Origin of the sequence: Stenotrophomonas sp. A3_2 (assembly GCF_036624925.1) — a bacterium.
Lineage (GTDB): Bacteria > Pseudomonadota > Gammaproteobacteria > Xanthomonadales > Xanthomonadaceae > Stenotrophomonas > Stenotrophomonas hibiscicola.
Genome location: NZ_JAZKVY010000148.1, coordinates 52,323 through 73,011, shown reverse-complemented (window position 1 = coordinate 73,011; position 20,689 = coordinate 52,323). Strand labels below are relative to the sequence as shown.

Below are 20,689 nucleotides of genomic sequence, written 5' to 3'. Positions count from 1 at the left end.
TCACGACAAACTGGTCGCGGCTGGCGCCGAGATCATCTTCCCGTTGCAGGTGGTACCGACCGGGGCGGCGTTCAACGCGGTGCATCCCGATGGCACGGTGGTCGAGTACGTGCATCACCGGCCCGACCCGCACGGCCGGTGTGGGTGCGCACGGGCGGGGTGCGCCCGGCTCCGGGGGTTGTGCCGGCCGCTGGCGGGCACCCTGAGATGGAAAGGCGGATTTCCTTGGGGTGGGGGGTTGGGTGCGGCTGCGGGGGGCGCTGCAAGTACGTCCAGGTAAGCTCGGTCGCCGCTTGCTGGTGTGCGCTGTCCTGCGCACACGGCAAGACCGGGGTTGGGCGTCGTGCCCAACCCGCCCGAGGCATGCCTCGGGCCCATGGCGCTCACGCCCCCGCAACCGGACCCACCCCGCCTTCGACAGTCTCTCGCGACCTGCAGTAGATCCACGCCATGCGTGGATGCTCTTCGTTTCATTGTCGAATTACTCGATTCCGATGGAGATTCATCCACGCATGGCGTGGATCTACAATCCCGTCATGTCTTCCCCCGCCCTGCCCTGGAACGGCACGTTGCTGCTGGATGCGCACGCCGCCGTACTGCACGGTCATGCCGGTGACAGCGCTTCGCATGCGCACTACGCCCATCAACTGCTGTTGAGCGACGGTACGTCCTGGCACATCGAGATCGATGGCGTGCAGCAGCAGGGCCAACGGCTATGGCTGCCTTCGTTCCAGCCGCACGCGATCCTGTCAGCGCCGGAAGCGGGCTGTACGGTGTTCCTTGAGCCGGCGCATGCCGATCCCGAACAGATCCAGCGGCACCTGCATGCGCTGCCGGGTAACGCGCTGGCGCTGCACGACTGGCTGCCACGGCTGAGCCGCCCGCAACCGCTGGACCGCCGCGTGCAGGCGGCACTGGCCCGTATCGCCCAGCACCTGCCTGGCCCGGTGCCGGCTGCCGACATCGCCAAAGCGGTGCACCTATCGACCAGCCAGCTGCACCGGCGCTTCCAGTCCGAGCTGGCAGTGACCTTGCGCGGCTGGGTGCTGTGGCAACGGCTACGCACTGCGCTCACGCATCATCTGAGCGGTCACAACCTGACCGACAGTGCGCATGCCGCTGGATTCGCCGATCTGGCCCATCTCTCGCGCAGCCTGCGCCGCATGTTCGGCATCGGTGCCGCGCAGCTGCAGGGCCTGCAGCTGCACGCGGCCTGACATGTTCAATCATTCGCGCCTGCGCAGGCCTTCCGGCAACTCCGGCACCTCGCCATGCGGCAGTTCGCGGAACGGCGCCAGCAGCTGCCCCGGATAATCGCGCGGATAGTCCGGTTGGCTGCCGATGCCGAGGTCGCGTTGCTGCAGCCGATAGCCCGGTGCATCGAAGGCGGTCCCCAACAGGTGATCCCATGCGGTCAGGAACAGGCCGAAGTTGACGTCGCCGGCGGTGCCGTAACGCATGTGGTGGAAGCGGTGCAGCGGCGCCCATGCCATCACCCGGCCCAGCACGCCGGGACGCATGTCCACGTTGGAGTGCTGCAGCAGCAGCTGGATGGCAATGGCGAAGGCCAGCACCGCAGCCACCGGCATCGGCAGGCCCAACAGCAGCAGCGGCAGTACGCCACCCACCGCTTCGGCCGCCTGGTGCAGCGGGTGTTTCATCAGCCCGTTGAAGCCGTACATGCGGGTGACGCTGTGGTGCACCGCATGCAGCCGCCACAACCAGCCGATGCGATGGCTGGCGTAGTGCACCAGGGTGATACCGAGATCAGCGCAGACGATGGCCAGCAGCGCCTGTAGCGCGAATGGCCACTGCAGAGGCCAGGCCTGCCACGGAATGATTGCCGCCAGCAGCGGCACCGCCGCGATCGACAGCAGGTTCAGGCTTTCATTGACCAGTGCATGCAGGGCGTCACGCAGGCTGTCGCCGTGGTCGTGATTGAACGCGGGGTCATACGGCCACGCGCGCTCGGCGGCGAACGAAACCGCAATGGCGGCCGCCAGCAAGGCCAGCAGCCACAGCGGGTCACCGTGGCAGTGGCCGATCCAGACGACGGCAGTGGCGACGAATCCAAGCAGGAACAGCGGGGCATACAGGCGGAGCATCCAGTGGTTCATGGGCAACCCGGAAAGTGAGGGGCCTGCATGCTGGCGTGGCGTGTGGGTTGCTGGCTTGAACAAACGGCGCAACCCTGCGGGCACCACGCTTCCCACATCCACGCATGGCGTGGATCTACAATGGCGCCCTCATCGCGCCCGGGGCCGGCATGGATTCCTTCAACCTGATGCGTGCCTTCCGTCGCATCGTCGAACGCGGCGGGCTCGCTCGTGCCGCCGAAGACCTGGGCATGTCGCCGGCCGGGCTCAGCAAACAGCTGCGCACGCTGGAAGCGCATCTGGGCGTGGTACTGCTGCAGCGGACCACGCGGCGCATGAGCCTGACCGAGACCGGCCACGCCTATTATCGCGAATGCTGCCGCCTGCTCGACGAACTGGACGCATTGGAACGTGGCATCGCCGAACAGCGTGGCGAGGTGGCCGGGCGCCTGCGTGTCAATGCACCGCAGTCGTTCGCGCTGAGCACGCTGTCGCCGCTGCTGCCCCGCTTCCTGCAGCAGCATCCGCAGCTGTCGCTGGACCTGGTGATGGAAGACCGCCTGCTCGACGCGGTCGGCGAAGGTTTCGATGTGTCGCTGCGGCTGCGTGCCGAGCTGGATGATTCACGCCTGGTGGCGCGCCGGCTGGCGTCGCTGCAGCAGGTGCTGTGCGCGGCCCCGTCCTACCTGCGGCAGCATCCGGCACCGCAGGCGGTGAACGATCTGCAGGCGCACAGCGTGCTGGCCTACAGCCTGTCCGACTCCCCCGGCAGCTGGCCGTTGCTCGGCCCTGATGGCCAGGTGACGATCACCCTGCCAGCGCGCGTCACCGTCAACAACAGCCTGCTGCTGCGCGACCTGCTGGTGGCCGGCATGGGCATCGGCGCCCTGCCCTCGTTCCTGGCGGCACCCGCACTGGCCCGTGGCGAACTGCAGCAGGTGCTGCCCGACCACCGCTATCCGCCGCGCTTCGTGCATGCGGTCTACCCCACGTCGCGCCATCTGCAACCCAAGGTGCGTGCCTTCATCGATTTCCTGCACGCCGAGCTGCCCGGCTGCGCTGGCCTGGATTCGTAACCGCCAGCGAAAACTGAGCTGCCCGCGGCGTGCTGTTTCGGCCACGCCGCACTGCCTAATCTGCCGCCTCCCCTCACCGATGGCAGGCAGATGTCTTCCGTTCCTTCCCCCGCCACCGCCGCGCCGGTGGTCGATTTCTTCCACGACGTGGTCTGCGGCTGGTGCTTCGTGCTGGCCCCGCGCCTGAAGCAGGTCTCCGCCGAACTCGGCATCCAGGTGCGCCACCGCAGCTTCGTGCTGCAGGACTCGCGCGCACAGATGGTCGAGGTGTTCGGCTCGATGGAGCGCGCCAAGGCGATCATCCTGCGCCACTGGACCGACTGCGCCGCGCATGAAGACACCGCACGCATCGATATCGAAGGCATGCGCGCGCAGGACTTCGAGTATCCGTCCGGCTGGCTCGGCGCACTGGCCTGCCAGGCTGCCGGCATGCTCGGTGGCAACGACGCCCATGGCGCGATGTTTGATGCCGTGCAATGGGCGCACCTGCACCAGCACCGCAACATCGGCGACGCCGAAGTCCTGCTGGATATCGCCGAAGCGCTGGGCCACCCGCGTGGCGCCTTCGCTGACCACATGCGCAGCGACGCAGTAGCCCGGCGCGTGCAGGCCGACCGTGCCGAAGCCGCGACCCTCGGCATCCGCTCCATTCCCACCGTGATCGGCGGCAACGGCCTGCGCCTGCAGACCCTGCCGCTGCCACACCTGCGCCAAGCCCTGGCGCACCTGGTCGCGGCCTGAGCCGCGCCCCCCCACCCTGCAAGGAGACTCCCCATGACCCCACGTACCCTGGCCACCGCGCTGGCCCTGCTGCTGGCCGGCACCGCAGCTTCCATCACCGTATCCGCGCACGAACGCGTCCCCTCCGGCCAGCAGGTCGGCACCAGCCCCTGGGGGCCGAAGGACGAGATCGGCCGCCTCAACCTGATCACCGAGGCCTCGCGTGCGGCGATCCTGTCGCGGGTCAGCGGCGGCAAGGCCTATGACCTGGCCACCGAGTACTACGTCGGCATGCCCAGCTGGCAGGATGCCGGCGACCCGCACTACCAGTTCTGGATGACCCACACCCCGCGCGGCACGGTGATGGACGACCCGATGGGCGTGGGCGAGACCATGAACCTCACCCGCAGCTACACCGGCACCGCGTTCTCGATGTACAGCCACACCGGCACCCACATCGATGCGCTGAACCACTTCGGCATCCACGGGAAGATCTGGAACGGCTTCGAGGCCGACAAGCATCTCGGCGATCGTGGCTGGAATGTCACCGGCATCGAGAAGTTCCCGCCGCTGATCGCGCGTGGCGTGCTGATCGACGTGGCCGCCGCCAAGGGCGTGGACATGCTGCCGGACAGCTATCGCGTCACCCGCCAGGACCTGAAGGATGCGCTGGCACGCCAGAAGGTGAAACTGCAGCAGGGCGACGTGGTGCTGATCCGCACCGGCCGCATGCGCCTGTTCGAACAGCCCAGGGCCTACATGGCCAACCCGCCGGGCATGGGCCTGGATGCGGCACGCTTCCTGGTCGAGGACGGCGGCGCGATGATCGTCGGTGCCGACAACCTCAGCTTCGAGACCTTCCCCTCCGAGGTGTCCGACGACTACGTGCCGCTGCACACCTACCTGCTGGCACAGCAGGGTGCGCCGATCATCGAGCTGGTGGCGCTGGACGAACTGGCCCGCGACAAGGTCTACGAATTCGCCTTCATCGGCGGCCCGCTGAAGATCCGCGGTGGCGATGCCGCGCCCCTGCGCCCGGTGGCGTTGCCGGTCCACCCGTAACCGCATCCTTTGGGTGCCGACCTTGGCCGGCACTCCTCCCCCCTTCAGCAACCTGAAACCCGGCCCTCGGATTTCATTAGTAATTCTACTTACAACGCGAGTAGCATGTCTGGTCTCAGCCCCTGATACCGGCCCGTCGATACTCGCGCCATGCCCGCCGTTTCCGCCCGTTCCTGCCGTTTCCAGCCCACCCGGCGCCTCCCCGGGAGGATCGGCTGATGGGTGCGGTCGTTGCCCTCGACCGGCTGCTGGACGGGCGCCAGCTGTGGCGCGGCCCGGCCCGCCAGGGCCCAGCCAGCGACCATCTGACCAGCGGCCATCCGGCACTGGATGCACGCCTGCCCGGCGGCGGCTGGCCGGCCAGCGGACTGTGCGAGGTGCTGCAGGCGGCGCCCGGCGTTGGCGAACTGGCGCTGGTATGGCCGGCACTGGCCAGGCTGAGCCAGCGCGACCGCCCGATCGTCCTGGTCGCTCCGCCCTACCGTCCGCATGCCCCGGCCTGGGCCGCCGCCGGGCTGGACCTGGGCCAGTTGCAGATCATCCACGCCGCGCCGAAGCAGGCACTGTGGGCCGCCGAACAGTGCCTGCGCTCTGCGGCCTGCGCGGCGGTACTGTGCTGGCCGCACCAGGCCGACGACCGTTCACTGCGCCGGCTGCAGGTGGCTGCCGACAGCGGCCAGTGCTTGGGCTTCGTGTTCCGCGAGGCGCAGGCCGCGCGCAATCCCTCCCCGGCCAGCCTGCGCCTGCAGCTCGACCACGGCCAGGTGCGGGTGCTGAAGTGCCGTGGCGGGTTGCCGCCGGCGCAGCCGTTGCCGCTGGCCATCGCCCACTGAGGACGCGCCATGCACTGGGCCTGCCTGTTGTTGCCGCAGCTGGCGCTGGACAGCGTGCTGCGCCTGCAGCCGGATCCGCAGCGGCCGCTGGTCCTGCTGCAGGGGCCGGCGCAGCGTCGCGTGCTGCGCGCGGTCAGCCCGTCGGCACGTGCAGCAGGGCTGCGCCCGGGCATGCTGCTTTCGGCTGCGCAGGTACTGGTGCAGGACATGCAGCTGCACGACTACGACCCGAGTGCCGAACAGCACACCCGGCAGCTGCTGGCCAGCTGGGCCTATGCCTACAGCTCGCAGGTCAGCCTCGATTTTCCGCATGCGCTGGTGCTGGAAATCGGTGCCAGCCGCGCCCTGTTCGGTGACTGGCTGACGATCCAGCAGCGCCTGCGCAACGAACTGCACGAACTCGGCTTCCGCCACCGCCTGGTGGCCGCGCCTACCCCACATGCCGCGCGCGTGCTGGCCAACGTCCACGATGGCCTCGGCCTTGATGCGCAGCAGCTGCCGGCGGCGCTGGCGCAGCTGCCCCTGGCACGTTGCGGCCTGCCCAGCGAGGCGGTGACCGTGCTTGGCCGTTCCGGCCTGCGCACGCTGGGGGCGGTGCTCAAGCTGCCGCGCGACAGCCTGGCCCGGCGCTTCGCCCCCGAGGTCCTGCAGCAGCTGGATGCATTGCGCGGGCTGCCCACCGCGCCATTGCGCTACTACCAGCCACCGGACCGTTTCGATGCGCGCATCGAATTCGAATACGAGATCGAATCCAGCCAGGCCCTGCTGTTCCCGCTGCGCCGCCTGCTGCTCGACCTGGCCGCCTTCCTGTGCTCGCGCGATGGCGGCGTGCAGCGCTTCGACCTGCATTTCGAGCATGACCTGTTGCCGGCCAGCGTGCTGACCATCGGCCTGTTGGCGCCCGAGCGCGATCCCACGCTGCTGTTCGAGATCGCACGCAACCGCATGGAAGCGTTCGCCCTGCCGGCCGGCAGCCGCGCACTGCGACTGCAGGCCGAACAGCTGCCGCCGTTCGTACCCGCCGCGCGTGACCTGTTCGATACCCGTCCGGCGCAGGCGATGCCGTGGAACCAGCTGCGTGAGCGCCTGCGCGCGCGGCTCGGCGATGACGCCGTGCAGCCGCTGGCAGTGCAGGCCGACCATCGTCCCGAACGCGCCAGTGGCACCCAGCCACCGGCCAAGCCCCCGTCGTACTGGCCACTGCGCCCCGGCTGGTTGCTGGATGCGCCGCAACCGCTGCGTGATCCGAGGCTGCGCATCGTCACCGGACCGGAGCGGATCGAATCGGGCTGGTGGGACCAGGCCGACGCGCGCCGCGACTATTACGTGGTGGAAACCGCGCATGGCCAGCGCGGCTGGGCTTTCCGTGACCGCAACAATCCACATGCGCCGTGGATGCTGCACGGCTGGTTCGGCTGAGCCGCCATGCACAGCGAACTGCCCGGCTACGCCGAACTGCACTGCCTGTCGGCCTTCAGTTTCCAGCGCGGTGCTTCGATCGCCGAAGAGTTGTTCGCGCGCGCCGCGGGCCAAGGCTACCGCGCGTTGGCGATCACCGACGAATGCTCGCTGGCCGGCATCGTGCGCGCCTGGCAGGCAGCGAAGACACATGGCGTGGCACTGATCGTCGGCGCCGAATTCCAGGTCGAGGACGGGCCGAAGCTGGCCCTGCTGTGCACCGACCAGACCGCCTATGCCGGGCTGTGCCAGTTGATCACGACCTGTCGGCGGCGGGCTGCCAAGGGCGAGTACCGCTGCCTGCGCGACGATCTGCTCGGCCTGCCCGACGGTTTGTTGTGCCTGTGGCTGGACCGGCAGCCATCCGCCACCGATCTCGAGTTGCTGCGCACCGGCTTCGATGATCGGCTGTGGCTGGCGGTGGAACTGCACCGTGAACACGATGACGCACGCCGCCTGCAGCAGCTGCGGGCCTTCGGCGAACGCCACCGCCTGCCCCTGGTCGCCAGTGGCGATGTGCATATGCACGTGCGCCGCCGCCGTGCCCTGCAGGACACACTGACCGCGATCCGCCACCGCTGCAGCGTGGCCGAGGCCGGCTGGCGCCTGTTTCCCAATGGCGAGCGCCACCTGCGCCCGCGTACCGCGCTGGCCCAGCTGTATCCGCCCGAACTGCTGGCTGAAACCCTGCGCATCGCCGAACGCTGCCACTTCACCCTGGAACAGCTGCAGTACACCTATCCGCGTGAGCTGGTGCCCGAAGGACACGATCCGGACAGCTGGCTGCGCGTGCTGGTCGAGCGCGGCATCCGGTGGCGCTGGAAAGGCGGCATCGAAGCGAAGCAACGCACGCAGATCGAGCACGAACTGGCGCTGATCAAGCAGAAGAACTACGCCTCCTACTTCCTCACCGTGCAGGACATCGTGCGCTTTGCGCGCACCCAGGACATCCTCTGCCAGGGCCGTGGCTCAGCGGCCAACTCAGCGGTGTGCTTCGTGCTGGGCGTGACCGAGATCGACCCGGCACGCAGCAACCTGCTGTTCGAGCGCTTCATTTCCGCCGAGCGCGACGAGCCGCCGGATATCGACATCGACTTCGAGCACGAGCGTCGCGAGGAGGTGCTGCAGTACGTGTTCAAGCGCTACGGCCGCGAGCGTGCCGCACTGACCGCGGTGGCGATCAGCTACCGTGGCCGCAGCGCGATCCGCGACGTGGCCCGCGCACTGGGCCTGCCGATGGACCAGGTCAACGAACTGGGCGCGGCGATGGACCACTGGGGCGGCAACATCCCATTGCCGGAAACCCTGCGCGAGCGCGGTTTCGATCCGGACACGCCGTTGATGCGGCGCCTGCTGGCGCTGACCGCCGAGCTGATCGACTTCCCGCGCCACCTGTCGCAGCATCCGGGCGGTTTCGTCATCTCCGAGCATCCGCTGTCGACCCTGGTGCCGGTGGAGAACGCGGCGATGGCCGATCGCACCGTCATCCAGTGGGACAAGGACGATCTGGATGCCACCGGCCTGATGAAGGTCGACTGCCTGGCATTGGGCATGCTTACGGCCATCCGCAAGTGCCTGGCGATGCTGAAACAGCATCGCCTGCACGAAGGGCGCATGGACGCCATCCCGCCCAAGGATGCAAAGACCTTCGACATGATCTGCGCCGCTGACACCATCGGCGTGTTCCAGATCGAATCGCGCGCGCAGATGGCGATGCTGCCGCGCATGCAGCCACGCACGTTCTATGACCTGGTGATCGAGGTGGCGATCGTGCGCCCTGGCCCGATCCAGGGCGACATGGTGCACCCCTATCTGGAGCGGCGCCGGATCCTGCGCGAACAAGGCCCGGACGCGTTGAACGACCCGGACAACCCGCTCTACCCACCGCAGCTGGAACGCGTGTTCGCACGCACGCTGGGCGTGCCGCTGTTCCAGGAACAGGTGATGCAGCTGGCGGTGGAAGCAGCCGGCTACACGCCGGGCCAGGCCGATGCCCTGCGCCGCTCGATGGCGGCGTGGAAGCGCCGTGGCGGTCTGGAACCGCATCGCGAGAAGCTGCTGGCCGGCATGCTGGAGAACGGCTTCAGCCGCGAATACGGCGAGCACCTGTTCGAGCAGATCAAGGGCTTCGGCGATTACGGCTTCCCGGAAAGCCACGCCGCCAGCTTCGCCCTGCTGACCTATAACAGCTGCTGGCTGAAGTGCCACCACCCGGCCGCATTCACTGCCAGCCTGATCAACAGCCAGCCGCTGGGTTTCTACAGCCCCGACCAGCTGCTGCAGGACGCGCGGCGGCATGGCATTACCATTCTTCCCGTGGACGTACGCCACAGCGACTGGGACTGCACGCTGGACTTCAGCAGGGGGCCGGCGGCGATCCGCCTGGGCCTGCGCCTGATCGACGGCTGCAACGAAGGTGCCGTGCAGGCCATCATGCGCGAGCGCGCGCGGCGCCCGTTCGACGACGTCGGCGACCTGTGCCAGCGCACCGCACTGGACCGCCGCCAGCAGGGCCTGCTGGCCGATGCCGGGGCACTGCGCGGGCTCAGCGGCCATCGCCATCGTGCACGCTGGGATATCTCGGGCGTAGAGAACCGGCTGCCGCTGTTCGACCAGGCCCGTGCCACTGCCGAAGCCCGCGTGCCCCTGCCACTGCCCAGCGCCTGGGAGGACATGCAGGCCGACTACCGCAGCACGGGCACCACCCTCGGCCGTCACCCGATCTCGTTCCTGCGCGCGCAGCTGCGTAGCCGTGGCTGCCTGGATGCCGCACAGCTGGCCGGGCACGGCCACGGCCGCCGTGTGCGCATCGCCGGACTGGTGCGCATGCGCCAGCGGCCACAGACCGCAAGCGGGGTGACTTTCCTCACCCTCGAGGACGAGACCGGCATGGTCAACGCCGTGGTCTGGCGGCACCTGGCCGATCGCCAGCACCGGGTGCTGGTCGATACCCAGCTGATGCAGATCGATGGTCGCCTGGAACGCGTCGATGGCGTCCAGCACGTCATCGTGCAACGCATGCACTGCCTGGATGAACTGCTGCAGGGACTGCGCAGCCACAGCCGCGATTTCCACTGACGATACACAACGTCACACAACGAACTGGCCATTGCCGGTCCGCATCCGCTATCGTCGGCACATCCAAGGAAGGACGACCCGATGCCCCGTGCGCTGCTGCTGACCACCCTGGTGGTCTCGACCCTCGCCCTGCTGGTTTCCGGCTGGACCGCCTGGAGCCTGCATCGCAGCCAATCACCACAGCGCATCATCGAGGCGCGCGGGCTGGTCATCCACGATGCAAGCGGCCAGCCGCGGGTGATCCTCGGCGCACCGGTTCCCGATCCGCTCAGCCAGGGCCGCACCCAGGGGCCGCGTGCCACCGCCCTGTCAGGCCTGATCCTGCTCGGTCCCGATGGTTCCGAACGCGGCGGCTACGGCACCAGCGACCGCGGCGGCGAAGCCCTGCTGACCCTGGACGATGCCACCGGCACCACCGAGGTGTTCAAAGTCGTCGCCAACCCGGACCGCGGCGCCAGCCTGATGGTCAAGCACCAGAACAACACCGGCGCCATGCTCACCTCCTGGCAGGGCAAGCCGGAGCTGATGTTCGTCGATGACAGCGGCCAGTCCTACTACGTGCGCCCGGGCGCCAACGCCGCGCCCTGATCTGCTTGTGTAGAGTCGAGCCATGCTCGACTGCTTCTATCAACAGCAGCCGAGCATGGCTCGGCTCTACAAAGGCGAAGCAACGTCGAGCATGGCTCGACGCTACAGAGCGAACACCGCCGCCAGGTCATCCGCCAGCTGCCGCAGCTGCGTTGCCCCCAGCGCAGCGCAGGTGATGCGCAGGCCATGCCCCGGCGCTGCCACCGCGAACACTTCGCCCGCGCGCACATGCCATCCGCGCGAAGCCAGGGCCAGCACCTGCGGATGGCTGTCGGCCTGCAACGGCAGCCACAGGTTCAATCCTTCCATCGGCAACGGTGTCGGCAGGCCACGCGCATGCAGCAACTCCTGCAGCGAGCGCAGGCGCTGCTGGTAACGCTCACCTGCCGAAGCGATCTTCGCCCGCTGCGTTGCCGACGACAGCACCGAGGTCGCCGCATCCTGCAGCAGGTGACTGACCCAGCCGGTGCCGGACGCCAATCGCAGCCGCAGCCGCATCGCGGTCGCTTCATCGCAGGCCAGCCAGGCCAGCCGCAGGTCCGGGCCGAGCGGTTTGGACAACGAACGCAGCAGCGCCCAGCGCCGGCCATCCAGCGGCAGCACCGAGTGATAGGCCTGCTGCGAGAGCAGCGCGTAGTGATCGTCGATCAACACCGCCACCTGCGGGTAGGCCGCCAACAACTGCCGCAACGCCCGCGCCCGCTTCGCATCCAGGCTGGCCCCGGTCGGGTTGTGTGCCCGCGGGGTCAGCAACACCGCGCGTGCACCGGCCTCCAGTGCCTGCCGCAGCGAATCGACCTGCATGCCATGCGCGTCCACCGCCACCGGCAACGGCGCGTGACCCACCGCGTTGAGCACGTTGAGGCTGCCGAGGAAGCACGGATCCTCCACCGCGATGCGATCCCCCGGCAGCAGCCACGCCGACAGCAGGCGTTCGATGCCATCGACCGCGCCATGGGTCAGCTCCAGCGCATAACCCGCCGGGCAGTCCGCATCCAGCGAGGCGCGTGCCAGCGCCTCCAACCTCGGTTCGACCGTGCCCACGCCATACAGCCGTGGTGCGGCCGGGGCCAGGCGCAGGTTCGGCAGCAGGCGTGGATCCGGGTTGCCACCGGCCAGGTCCTGCAGGGCCAGCCCGGGCGTACTGCCTTCACGCGCCAGCGGCGGCGGCAGGCCACGCACCACCGTGCCGCGGCGGCCCGCCGTGCTGGCCAGGCCCGCCGCATCCAGGCGCTTGTAGGCAGCAGCCACGGTGTTGCGGTTCACTCCCAGCTGCTCGGCCAGTTCACGCACCGGCGGCAACACGCTGCCGGCCTGCAGGCGGCCCTTGCCGATGCCGTCGCGGATGCTGTCGAAGATCGACTCGGCGCTATGCCCGATGATTTTCATTTTGTCCTATGCCAAAATATCTCTTGTCCTGTGCCAGTGTATCCCACCCTGGCCGCCCTGCATTGGAGGTGCCCGCATGCCCCTTGCCGCCGCCGACTGGCCCGTCGCCCAGTCCGTTGAACAGATCGCCGCCAACCTGGTCACGGTGCGCCAACGCATCGCCGATGCCTGCGCCCGCGTCGGCCGGGACCCGGCCAGTGTGCGCCTGCTGCCGGTCAGCAAGACCGTCGATGACGCCCGCATCCGCATGGCGGTAGCCGCAGGCTGCCACGAACTGGGCGAGAACAAGGTGCAGGAGGCACAACGCAAGGCTGAAACGATGGCCGACCTGGGCGTGCACTGGTCGGTGATCGGCCATCTGCAGACCAACAAGGCGCGCTACGTGGCGCGCTTTGCCAGCGAGTTCCAGGCGCTGGACAGCCTGCGCGTAGCCGAGGCCCTGCAGCAGCGCCTGCAACTGGAAGACCGCACGCTGGATGTATTCGTGCAGGTCAACACCTCGGCCGAACCGAGCAAGTACGGCCTGGAGCCCGACGCGGTCGAGGCCTTCGTGCAGCAGCTGCCGGCCTTCGATCGCCTGCACGTGCGCGGCCTGATGACCCTGGCCATCTTCACCCCCGATGTCGAGCGCGTGCGCGCCTGCTTCGTGCGCCTGCGCGAACTGCGCGACCAGCTGCAACGCACCGCCCCGCCCGGCCTCGACCTGTCGCAGCTGTCGATGGGCATGTCCGGTGATTTCGAAGTGGCCATCGAGGAAGGTGCCACCGTGGTCCGCGTCGGCCAGGCCATCTTCGGTGCCCGTGCCACCCCGGACAGTTTCTACTGGCCGAACAGCGGAGCACCGGCATGAAGCACGCGGTTGTCCTGCAACACGTTGCCTTTGAAGACCTTGGCACCCTGAAACCGTTGCTGCTGGCGCAGGGCTGGCAGTTGCACGTGCTGCAGGCCGGCGTCGATGTGCTCGATGGCGCCGAAACCGCCGATCTGCTGGTCGTGCTGGGCGGTCCCATCAGTGCCAATGACACAGGGACCTATCCCTTCGTCAACGACAGCATTGCCCTGCTGCAGCGCCGGCTGCAGCGGCAGCGGCCGACCCTGGGCATCTGCCTGGGTGCACAGCTGATGGCGCGGGCACTCGGTGCCAGTGTCGCTCCCAGTGGTGGCAAGGAAATCGGCTTTGCGCCACTGCTGCTGACCGATGAAGGCCAGCGTTCTCCGCTGCAGTCCCTGCAGGGCATTCCGGTACTGCATTGGCATGGTGAAGCGTTCGAACTTCCGGCCGGTGCACGCCGCCTGGCCAGCACGCCGGCCTGCCGTCACCAGGCGTTCGCCATCGGCAGCCACGCACTGGCCCTGCAATGCCATCCGGAACTGGACGCCCGCCAGTTCGAGCGCTGGCTGATCGGCCACACGCTGGAGCTGGCCCAGGTCGGCATCGATCCCAACGATCTTCGCGCGCAGGCGCGTCGCTATGGCGCACCACTGGCTGCGGCCGCCACCGCGATGTTCGACCATTGGCTGCAGGACCTGCCGGAGACACCACAATGAACTACCGATTGCAGATCCACCGCGATGGTGCCCACTGGGGTCACTTCGACTGCAGCGGCCCCGATGCCCTGCAACGCATGGACGCCATCGCCGCACAGCTGCCTGCCGATCAGGGCTTCCAGCTGAAACGGCAGAAAGGGGTCAGCGAAGAGCGCATCCTGTCCAGCAATGCCGATGGCCTGCGCGTACTGGCTTCGCAGATCCAGTACCGCGACATCTGACCCGATGGTAGTGCCGGCCGCTGGCCGGCATCCGAATCTTCCGGCCAACGGCCGGCACTACCCTGGCTGTTCGCCCGCGTGCGAAGCTTCACGGATGCTGACCCTGCAACGCGGCAGCCACCACGGACTGCTCATCGCCCCGCGCTGGCCTTCCACCCGCATCCAACTGGAAGAAGAGGTACTGCAACGCCTGCTCGACGCGCAGGCAATGCTGCCTGCCGGGCTGCGCCTGCTGCTCACTCGTGGCTTCGAACCCAGCCACAGCCGTCTCGGCGGCTTCCGCCGCGTGGTGCGACGGCTCGGCATTGCAGTGTTCCGCACCTGCTACCCGCAGCGCCGCGATGAGATCGATGCCATCTTCGGTACCAACGGCCACGACATTGATGGCCGTCATATCGATGTCTCACTGGTACTGCACGGCAAGCGGCTGCGGCTGCTGCCCCTGGGCGTGTTCACCCCACCGCGCTGGCAGGATCGTCGCATCGCCCATCATGCCGAAGCGGTCGCGCGGGTGAAGCGCAGCCTGCAGCATTGCGGCTTCGAACTGCATCGCAACCCCACCGAAGCCCTGCAGATCCACTGCGACTACCGCCCGCGCTGACGCTGCGGCGGCCCATGCGTACTGCGCCTCATGCTATAGATGCAAATGATTCTCTTTTGCTGTAAGGTGCAGCTGCTGCCCTTGCCGCCGCGGGCTGTTCCCTTTCCCAGTTGTCGCCCGCCCCGTGTCCACGCCTGTCGAACCGACGGATGTCGCGCAGCTGTGCGCAGCCCATTACCGGCCGCTGCACACCCATGTCCGCCGCAAACTCCCGCAACGCAGCGACGCTGATGACGTCGTCCAGGAAACCTGGCTGCGTGTCGTCAAAGTCGCCACCAGTGGCCTGCTGAGCAATGGCCGCGCCTATCTGTACCGCGTCGCCCACAACCTGATCGCCGATCACTACCGGCAACGCCAGCGCCGTCGCGAAGAGGTGCTGGATGACACGCAGTTGAATGCCATCGCCGATCCTGCGCCGCTGCCCGAGCAGCGACTGCTCGACGCCGAACAACTGCGCCACCTCGACGCGATCATCGCCGCGCTGCCGCCACGCTCGCGCCAGGTGTTCCTGCTGGCCCGTGTGGAACAGTTGGCGCTGGCCGAGATCGGGCGCCAGCTGGGGATCAGCCGGCAGACCGCGCACGGCCATCTGCTGCGCGCCCTGGTCGCGTTGCAGCAGGTGCCGGGCGCATGAGCCAGGAGACCATTGCACGCGAAGCTGCACGCTGGTGGCTGGATGCGCACGACGGCGACCGCGATGAGAACGCGTTCGAGCAATGGTGCCGGGCCGATCCACGCCATGCGGCGCAGTACCTGCACCTGCAGGAGTTGTGGCAGGCCGGTGCGGCGACGCCCAGCCTGCAGCGGCAACAGCAGCGCAGGCAACGCCGTCGCCTGCGCGAAGCCGGCATTGCGGTTCTGTTGCTGTGCGCGCTGGGTCTCTACAGCCGCCATGCCTCGCCACACGTGGCACAGGTACTGCGTACGGCCGCTGGCGAGATCCGCGAGGAAACGCTTCCGGATGGTTCGCATGTCCTGCTGTCACCTGGCAGCGAAGTGAAGGTGCGCATCGATGGGCAGCGCCGCCAGCTCCAGCTGCAGCGCGGCCAGGCCTGGTTCCAGGTCGCCGCCGATGCCGACCGGCCCTTCCAGGTGCATACCCCACAGGGCACCGTCACTGCACTGGGGACCGCATTCGATCTTGCCGTGCAGGGCAACAGCAGTGTGGTCACCGTTACCGAGCATCGCGTGCGCGTGGACAGCGGCAACGTCAGCATGCTGGCCGACGACGGCGAGCAGCTGCGCTTCGATGGGCAGGCAACAGCCCATGCAACAACGGCTGCCCCCGGAACATTGGCCTGGCGCGAGCGGCGCCTGCACTGGGTCTCGGCCCCGCTGGCCGACGTCACGCAGGGCCTGGACCGCTGGCATGGCGGGCATACGTGGGTCGTCGGCGAGCAGCTGCGCCAGCAGCCGGTCACCCTGCTCGGCAGTGCCGACGGTGCAGCCAGCAATCGCGACCAGCTGGCCACGCAACTGCAGGTGCGCGTGCTGCGCCTCGGCGCGGGCATACAGGTGTGGCTGCCGCCACGCAGGGAGCAGCGTGATGGACCCTGACATCCGGCCTGCGGCTGCGTCTACCCAGGATGACGACGCTCTGCGTCAGCCCCTGGAGCCCCCGATGCTGTGCCCCCGCCCCCTTGTCCTTGCCCTGTCGCTGGCCTGCACCAGCGCCCTTCCGCTGCTGCCCGGCAGTGCCCACGCACAGGCCGCCACACGCACCTACGATCTGCCCGCCCAGCCGCTGGCGGCCGCGCTGGACGCCTACAGCCGGCTGACCGGTGTCGACCTGGTGATAGGCGCGGCGCTGCCTGCCGGGCATTCGGCCCCTGCTCTGCGCGGTGACTTCGACGATGCGCAGGCCCTGTCGCGCCTGCTGGCAGGCAGCGGCCTGCGACCGCGCTTCGTCGATGCGCGCCGCGCCGCCCTGGAACCGGCGCCGGCTGAACGCGCCGATGGCAGCCGTCGCACCGGCCCGCTGCGGGTGCAGGGCACTACCGCGCACGGCCAGGCACCGGGGGGCGGCGCCAGCCAGTATGTACCGGCCACCCGCGATGGCTTTGCGCCCTCGGTCGGCAGCGAGCGCGTGGCGATGGCCGAACGCCAGGAAGGCAACAGCCTGCTGCGCTCGATGCCCGGCACCCACAGCTTCCATTCGCGCAGCCAGCCGGGCCTGCAGGTCAACATCCGCGGCATGACCGGTGCCGGCCGGGTCAACACCATGATCGACGGTGTCACCCAGACCTTCCGCAACAATGCCGGGCATGGTTCGGGCGGTCCGTTCGCCTATGTCGATCCCTTCCTGCTGGCCGGTGTGGACGTGCAGCGCGGTGCGGTCGCTGGCGGTGACGGCGCTGGTACGCTGGCCGGCAGTGCCAACTTCCGCACCCTGGATATCGACGATCTGCTGAGTGAGGGCCGTGACTGGGGCCTGCGCGCCGGCTATCGCCATGGCAACAACGGCTATGGCAGCGGCCGCACCTTCGCCGGTGCATGGCGCCACAGCGAAGAAGGTGGCGACCGTCAGTTCGGCCTGCTGGCCGCCGCCAGCAGCAGCCGCAGCAGCGAATACGCGACCGCGCGTGGGCAGAAGAACAGCGCCGACCCCGGCAGCCAGCAGCCCAGCAGCTGGCTGCTGAAAGCAAGCCTGCAGCCCAGCGACCAGCATCGGCTCGACCTGAGCCACATGCGTTACGAAAACGACTTCTACCACAACTACCCGTGGCAGATTTCCGCGCGCAACCAGCGCGCCAGCTACCAGTACACGCCCTATTCGCCATGGATCGACCTGCGCGCGACCTTCGCGAGCAACAAGACCCGGCTGTTCTATCCGCCGGTGGAAGATTCAAGCTACATCGGCCGCCGCACCCACAGCAGCCTGAGCAGCTGGACCGTCGACAACACCAGTCGCTTCGACATCGGCGCACTGCAGGCGCGCTGGAACACCGGCATCAAGCACCAGTCGGACATCTATGTGGCCGATACGCCCATCCTGCGCGGTGCCAACCCGCAGGGTCGCAGCCAGCTGGACAGCGTGTTCAGCACGCTGGAACTGCAGTACGACATCTACGCGCTGACTGCCGGCCTGCGCCAGGACCGCTTCGGCATCCGTGGCCACATCCCGGTGTGCTCGGATGTACCCGGCCAGTGCGCGGAGATCAATGGCGGCGACATCGACGTGCGGCGCAGCGAGCGCGCACTCAGCCCGAGCCTGGCGGTTTCACTGCAGGCCACTGACTGGCTGCAGCTGTTCGCCGAGGTCTCGCGGACGTCGCGTCCGCCGCGCGTGCAGGAGATGTTCTTCGAGAAGATCCCGCTGGAAGGCATGAGTGATGCCGATGGCGTTGGCGCCAACCCGTTCCTGCGCCGTGAGCGATCGCGCAACCTGCAGTTCGGCGCCAACCTCAGCGCCTCCTCGCTGCTGGTCGACGGCGACCTGGCGCAGCTGCGGGTCACCCGCTTCGACAACCGCATCCGCGACTACATCAAGCCGCAGTACCTGCTGATCGTGCATCCGCCGGAAGTGGAACCGTTCGTGGTGCCGATCGACGGCGATCCGCAACTCACTGCCTGGACCGATGCACTGGACGTGGACGACTTCAGCACCACCACGCGCTGGATGAACCACCCCGGCGTGGTGCGCATGCGCGGTATCGAACTGGAAGCGCATTACGCCAGCGAGCACTACCACACCACGCTCAGCTGGACCCGCTCGCACACCAGTGCGCCGGCCATCGAGTTCGTCAACCTGGAAGACATCACCTCCCTGCCCGACCGCTACTGGACGCTGGACGTGGGCGGCCGCTGGTGGCAGCAGCGCGTGCAGGCCGGCCTGCGCGCCGAGTACTCCGGGCCGACCGAGGAAGGCTACGACTTCTTCCAGACCCGCAAGACCGGCGGCACCGGCGTGCTGCTGGACTTCTACGCGAGCTTCAAGCCCCAGGCCAACACCACGCTGTGGCTGAACATCGAAAACCTGCAGAACAAGGCCTATGACAACAATGCCTCGATCGACAGCATCTTCAGCCCGATCCTGGACCGCGGCAACGGCCGTGGCCGCACCGTTTCGATGGGCGTCAACGTGGCGTTCTAGCCGTCGCTGGCTGCCCGTATGCCTGCTCGCGCTGGCCGCGGTGGCTGGCGCGCAGCCGGTGCCCGGCACAGTGATCGACCTGGCCACTGGCCAGCACCTGGACGAAGCCGCATTCGTGACACGCGCGGCGGACGCCCAGCGGCTGTTGCTGGGTGAACGCCATGATCTCGCCGGAGACCACGCCGCCCAGCGCTGGCTGCTGCAGGCCCTGCAGCGGCAGCGCCCGCAAGGTTCACTGGTGCTGGAAATGATCGCCAGCCAGCGCCAGCCACGCCTGCAGCGGGTGCAGCGCTGGCTGGCCAAGGGCAACCAGGCCGAAGGTGCACGCCTGCGGGAACTGCTGGACTGGGATACGCGCTGGCCGTGGGCCGCGTATGGCGGGCTGGTACGGGAGGCTGCCGATGCAGGCACGCCGTTGTTCGGCGGAAACCTGTCGCGTGCCGAGGTCAACGCGCTGCTGACCTCGACCGAGGGCGTGCGATTCCCGGTGGCCGCTGCCCGCCAGCGCCTGTCGGCGGTGGTGCTGGCCCAGCACGCAGACGCGGCACCGATGCTGGAAGGGATGCTGGCCGTGCAACAGGCCCGCGATACGCGCATGGCGCGGGTGCTGCTCGATGCGCCCGCGCCAGCGCTGCTGGTAGCAGGTCGCTGGCATGTACTGCGCGGTACCGGGGTACCGGGCTACCTGTCACAGGATACGCCTGCGCTGGTGATCGCATTGGCTTCACCGGGTGAAACCGTCGATGCAGCTGATGCCGATCTGCTGTGGGTGCTGGACGATGAGTGAGCGTGGCCAACACTGGCAGGCGATCGCGATCACCGTCGTCCTGCATCTGCTGCCACTGCTGCTGTTGGTGCACTGGGTCGCGATGCCGCCGATGCCGCCGCCCGAGCAGGACGTGCGCATCAGCCTGCGCCTGCTGGCACCGGCCACGCCGCCGCAACCGGTGGAGGAACGCCAGGCCGAGACCCCCAGCCAGGCGCAGCAGGCCCGCGCCTCGCAGCCCACGAAGTCGCCGCCGCCACCCAAGCCTACGGCGGCACGCGAGGGAGAGCTGGCCGCCAGCGAAACGGGTGGGACGGGCCGCCAGCCACTGCCAGTCGCCCCGCCTGCGGCCGCGACCGATGCAAGTCCCGCACCGGCATCGATCACGGCCGCGCCGCCCGCTCCAGACGCGCCACCGGCAGACTTCCAGGCCGGCGCCGCCAGCGACCAGTGGGAAGCCCGCCTGATGGCGCGGCTGGAGCGTTACCGCTACTACCCTGCCGCCGCGCGCTCGCGCCGGCAGCAGGGCACTGCGTGGGTCAGGGCCAGCATCGACCGCGAAGGTCGCCTGCTGGCGCTGCGGCTGGAGCAGTCCAGTGGCCAGCCGATGCTCGATGACGCCGCGCTGCAGACCTTCCGTCGCGCGCAGCCGCTGCCGCCCATTCCCGATGAACTGAAGGCACCGCAGGAGCTGGTGGTGCCGGTGGAGTACTACCTGCGCTAGGCGGCATAAGCCTCCGCCTCGATCTCGAACAGCATGCCGTCCAGCGCCAGCCGCGGCACCGGGATCAGCGTGCAGGTGGGCGCCGAGCGGTTCGGCCAGCGCCGCCGCACCTGATGGGCGATGATGCCCAGCCGGTCTTCGTCGTGGTCCACCACCAGGATGCGCAACCGTGCGACATCGGCCAGGCTTGCCTGCGCCGACCGCAGCGCGATCTCCAGGTTGTCCAGCGCTTGCCCGACCTGTTCCTCGAAACCGGGGGAGAGATGGCCATTGGCATCCTCACCGCCCTGCCCGGCAATATGGATCACCCGCGCGGGCAGGCGCACCACCGCCACGTGCGAGTAGCCGTTGGCCGAAGGATCGTAAAGCCCCGCAGGATTGAACAGTTCCAGCAGGCCATGGCCGAGGCCCGGGGTGGTCAACAGGTTCATGCCGC

At 68.5% G+C, this 20,689-nt stretch carries 20 protein-coding genes and 1 pseudogene; 18 read left to right on the top strand and 3 right to left on the bottom strand.

Annotated elements, in window-relative coordinates; genetic code table 11:
- A pseudogene (locus R5H29_RS04340) lies at window positions 1-139 on the top strand (VOC family protein); the annotation flags it as partial.
- Window positions 140-512: 373 nt separating this feature from the next.
- Entirely contained in the window at window positions 513-1,217 is a 705-nt protein-coding gene (locus R5H29_RS04335) for an AraC family transcriptional regulator (protein WP_312544516.1), read from the top strand.
- 9 nt (window positions 1,218-1,226) lie between these two features.
- On the opposite strand, the gene R5H29_RS04330 is transcribed toward R5H29_RS04335, so the two are convergent.
- Window positions 1,227-2,105 (bottom strand): sterol desaturase family protein, encoded by an 879-nt coding sequence (locus tag R5H29_RS04330; protein WP_227844431.1) that lies wholly within the window; start codon window positions 2,103-2,105, stop codon window positions 1,227-1,229.
- A gap of 116 nt (window positions 2,106-2,221) precedes the next feature.
- Between R5H29_RS04330 and R5H29_RS04325 the strand changes: the two genes are divergently transcribed.
- The 7 genes from R5H29_RS04325 to R5H29_RS04295 all read left to right on the top strand — a co-directional run bounded on the left by R5H29_RS04325 (window position 2,222) and on the right by R5H29_RS04295 (window position 10,911).
- Window positions 2,222-3,172, top strand: coding sequence for a LysR family transcriptional regulator (locus tag R5H29_RS04325; RefSeq protein WP_021204494.1), 951 nt, complete (start codon window positions 2,222-2,224; stop codon window positions 3,170-3,172).
- Between the two features lie 90 nt (window positions 3,173-3,262).
- Window positions 3,263-3,913, top strand: a complete 651-nt coding sequence (locus R5H29_RS04320; RefSeq protein WP_332328818.1) for a DsbA family protein — start codon at window positions 3,263-3,265, stop codon at window positions 3,911-3,913.
- A 33-nt stretch (window positions 3,914-3,946) separates the two neighbouring features.
- On the top strand, window positions 3,947-4,954 hold the full coding sequence (locus R5H29_RS04315) for a cyclase family protein (RefSeq protein WP_019660228.1): 1,008 nt from the start codon (window positions 3,947-3,949) through the stop codon (window positions 4,952-4,954).
- Between the two features lie 218 nt (window positions 4,955-5,172).
- Entirely contained in the window at window positions 5,173-5,787 is a 615-nt protein-coding gene (gene imuA / locus R5H29_RS04310; protein ID WP_332328817.1) for a translesion DNA synthesis-associated protein ImuA, read from the top strand.
- Window positions 5,788-5,796: 9 nt separating this feature from the next.
- The gene (locus R5H29_RS04305) at window positions 5,797-7,206 is read left to right on the top strand and encodes a DNA polymerase Y family protein (protein WP_019660230.1); all 1,410 of its coding nucleotides are present in this window, start codon (window positions 5,797-5,799) and stop codon (window positions 7,204-7,206) included.
- Window positions 7,207-7,212: 6 nt separating this feature from the next.
- Complete coding sequence (locus R5H29_RS04300; RefSeq protein ID WP_332328816.1) at window positions 7,213-10,323, top strand: error-prone DNA polymerase; 3,111 nt, start codon at window positions 7,213-7,215, stop codon at window positions 10,321-10,323.
- 81 nt (window positions 10,324-10,404) lie between these two features.
- Window positions 10,405-10,911: a hypothetical protein gene (locus R5H29_RS04295; RefSeq protein ID WP_019336451.1), complete on the top strand. Its 507-nt coding sequence runs from the start codon at window positions 10,405-10,407 to the stop codon at window positions 10,909-10,911.
- Between the two features lie 102 nt (window positions 10,912-11,013).
- Here the strand turns inward: R5H29_RS04295 and ptsJ are convergent, their stop codons facing one another.
- Window positions 11,014-12,300 (bottom strand): transcriptional regulator PtsJ, encoded by a 1,287-nt coding sequence (ptsJ, locus tag R5H29_RS04290; RefSeq protein WP_332328815.1) that lies wholly within the window; start codon window positions 12,298-12,300, stop codon window positions 11,014-11,016.
- Window positions 12,301-12,376: 76 nt separating this feature from the next.
- On the opposite strand from ptsJ, the gene R5H29_RS04285 reads away from it, so the two are divergent.
- From R5H29_RS04285 to R5H29_RS04245, 9 genes are all read left to right on the top strand, one after another.
- Window positions 12,377-13,150, top strand: coding sequence for a YggS family pyridoxal phosphate-dependent enzyme (locus R5H29_RS04285; protein ID WP_010485014.1), 774 nt, complete (start codon window positions 12,377-12,379; stop codon window positions 13,148-13,150).
- A complete protein-coding gene (locus R5H29_RS04280) occupies window positions 13,147-13,848 on the top strand; it encodes a glutamine amidotransferase (protein ID WP_332328814.1) in 702 nt (233 codons plus the stop codon). Before R5H29_RS04285 ends, R5H29_RS04280 begins: the two co-directional genes overlap by 4 nt.
- Complete coding sequence (locus tag R5H29_RS04275) at window positions 13,845-14,069, top strand: hypothetical protein (RefSeq protein WP_010485009.1); 225 nt, start codon at window positions 13,845-13,847, stop codon at window positions 14,067-14,069. Before R5H29_RS04280 ends, R5H29_RS04275 begins: the two co-directional genes overlap by 4 nt.
- A 94-nt stretch (window positions 14,070-14,163) precedes the next feature.
- The gene (locus R5H29_RS04270) at window positions 14,164-14,670 is read left to right on the top strand and encodes a hypothetical protein (RefSeq protein ID WP_111099237.1); all 507 of its coding nucleotides are present in this window, start codon (window positions 14,164-14,166) and stop codon (window positions 14,668-14,670) included.
- Window positions 14,671-14,794: 124 nt separating this feature from the next.
- Window positions 14,795-15,304, top strand: a complete 510-nt coding sequence (locus R5H29_RS04265) for an RNA polymerase sigma factor (RefSeq protein WP_111099238.1) — start codon at window positions 14,795-14,797, stop codon at window positions 15,302-15,304.
- Complete coding sequence (locus R5H29_RS04260; protein ID WP_164145150.1) at window positions 15,301-16,227, top strand: FecR domain-containing protein; 927 nt, start codon at window positions 15,301-15,303, stop codon at window positions 16,225-16,227. The genes R5H29_RS04265 and R5H29_RS04260 overlap by 4 nt, the downstream gene beginning before the upstream one ends.
- 64 nt (window positions 16,228-16,291) lie before the next feature.
- Window positions 16,292-18,763, top strand: coding sequence for a TonB-dependent receptor domain-containing protein (locus R5H29_RS04255; RefSeq protein ID WP_332328813.1), 2,472 nt, complete (start codon window positions 16,292-16,294; stop codon window positions 18,761-18,763).
- Between the two features lie 40 nt (window positions 18,764-18,803).
- Entirely contained in the window at window positions 18,804-19,550 is a 747-nt protein-coding gene (locus R5H29_RS04250) for a ChaN family lipoprotein (protein WP_332328812.1), read from the top strand.
- Entirely contained in the window at window positions 19,543-20,253 is a 711-nt protein-coding gene (locus tag R5H29_RS04245) for an energy transducer TonB (protein WP_332328811.1), read from the top strand. Before R5H29_RS04250 ends, R5H29_RS04245 begins: the two co-directional genes overlap by 8 nt.
- On the opposite strand, the gene R5H29_RS04240 is transcribed toward R5H29_RS04245, so the two are convergent.
- Window positions 20,250-20,684, bottom strand: a complete 435-nt coding sequence (locus R5H29_RS04240) for a RidA family protein (protein WP_019660241.1) — start codon at window positions 20,682-20,684, stop codon at window positions 20,250-20,252. The two genes, R5H29_RS04245 and R5H29_RS04240, sit on opposite strands and share 4 nt — an antisense overlap.
- Between the last annotated feature and the right edge of the window lie 5 nt (window positions 20,685-20,689).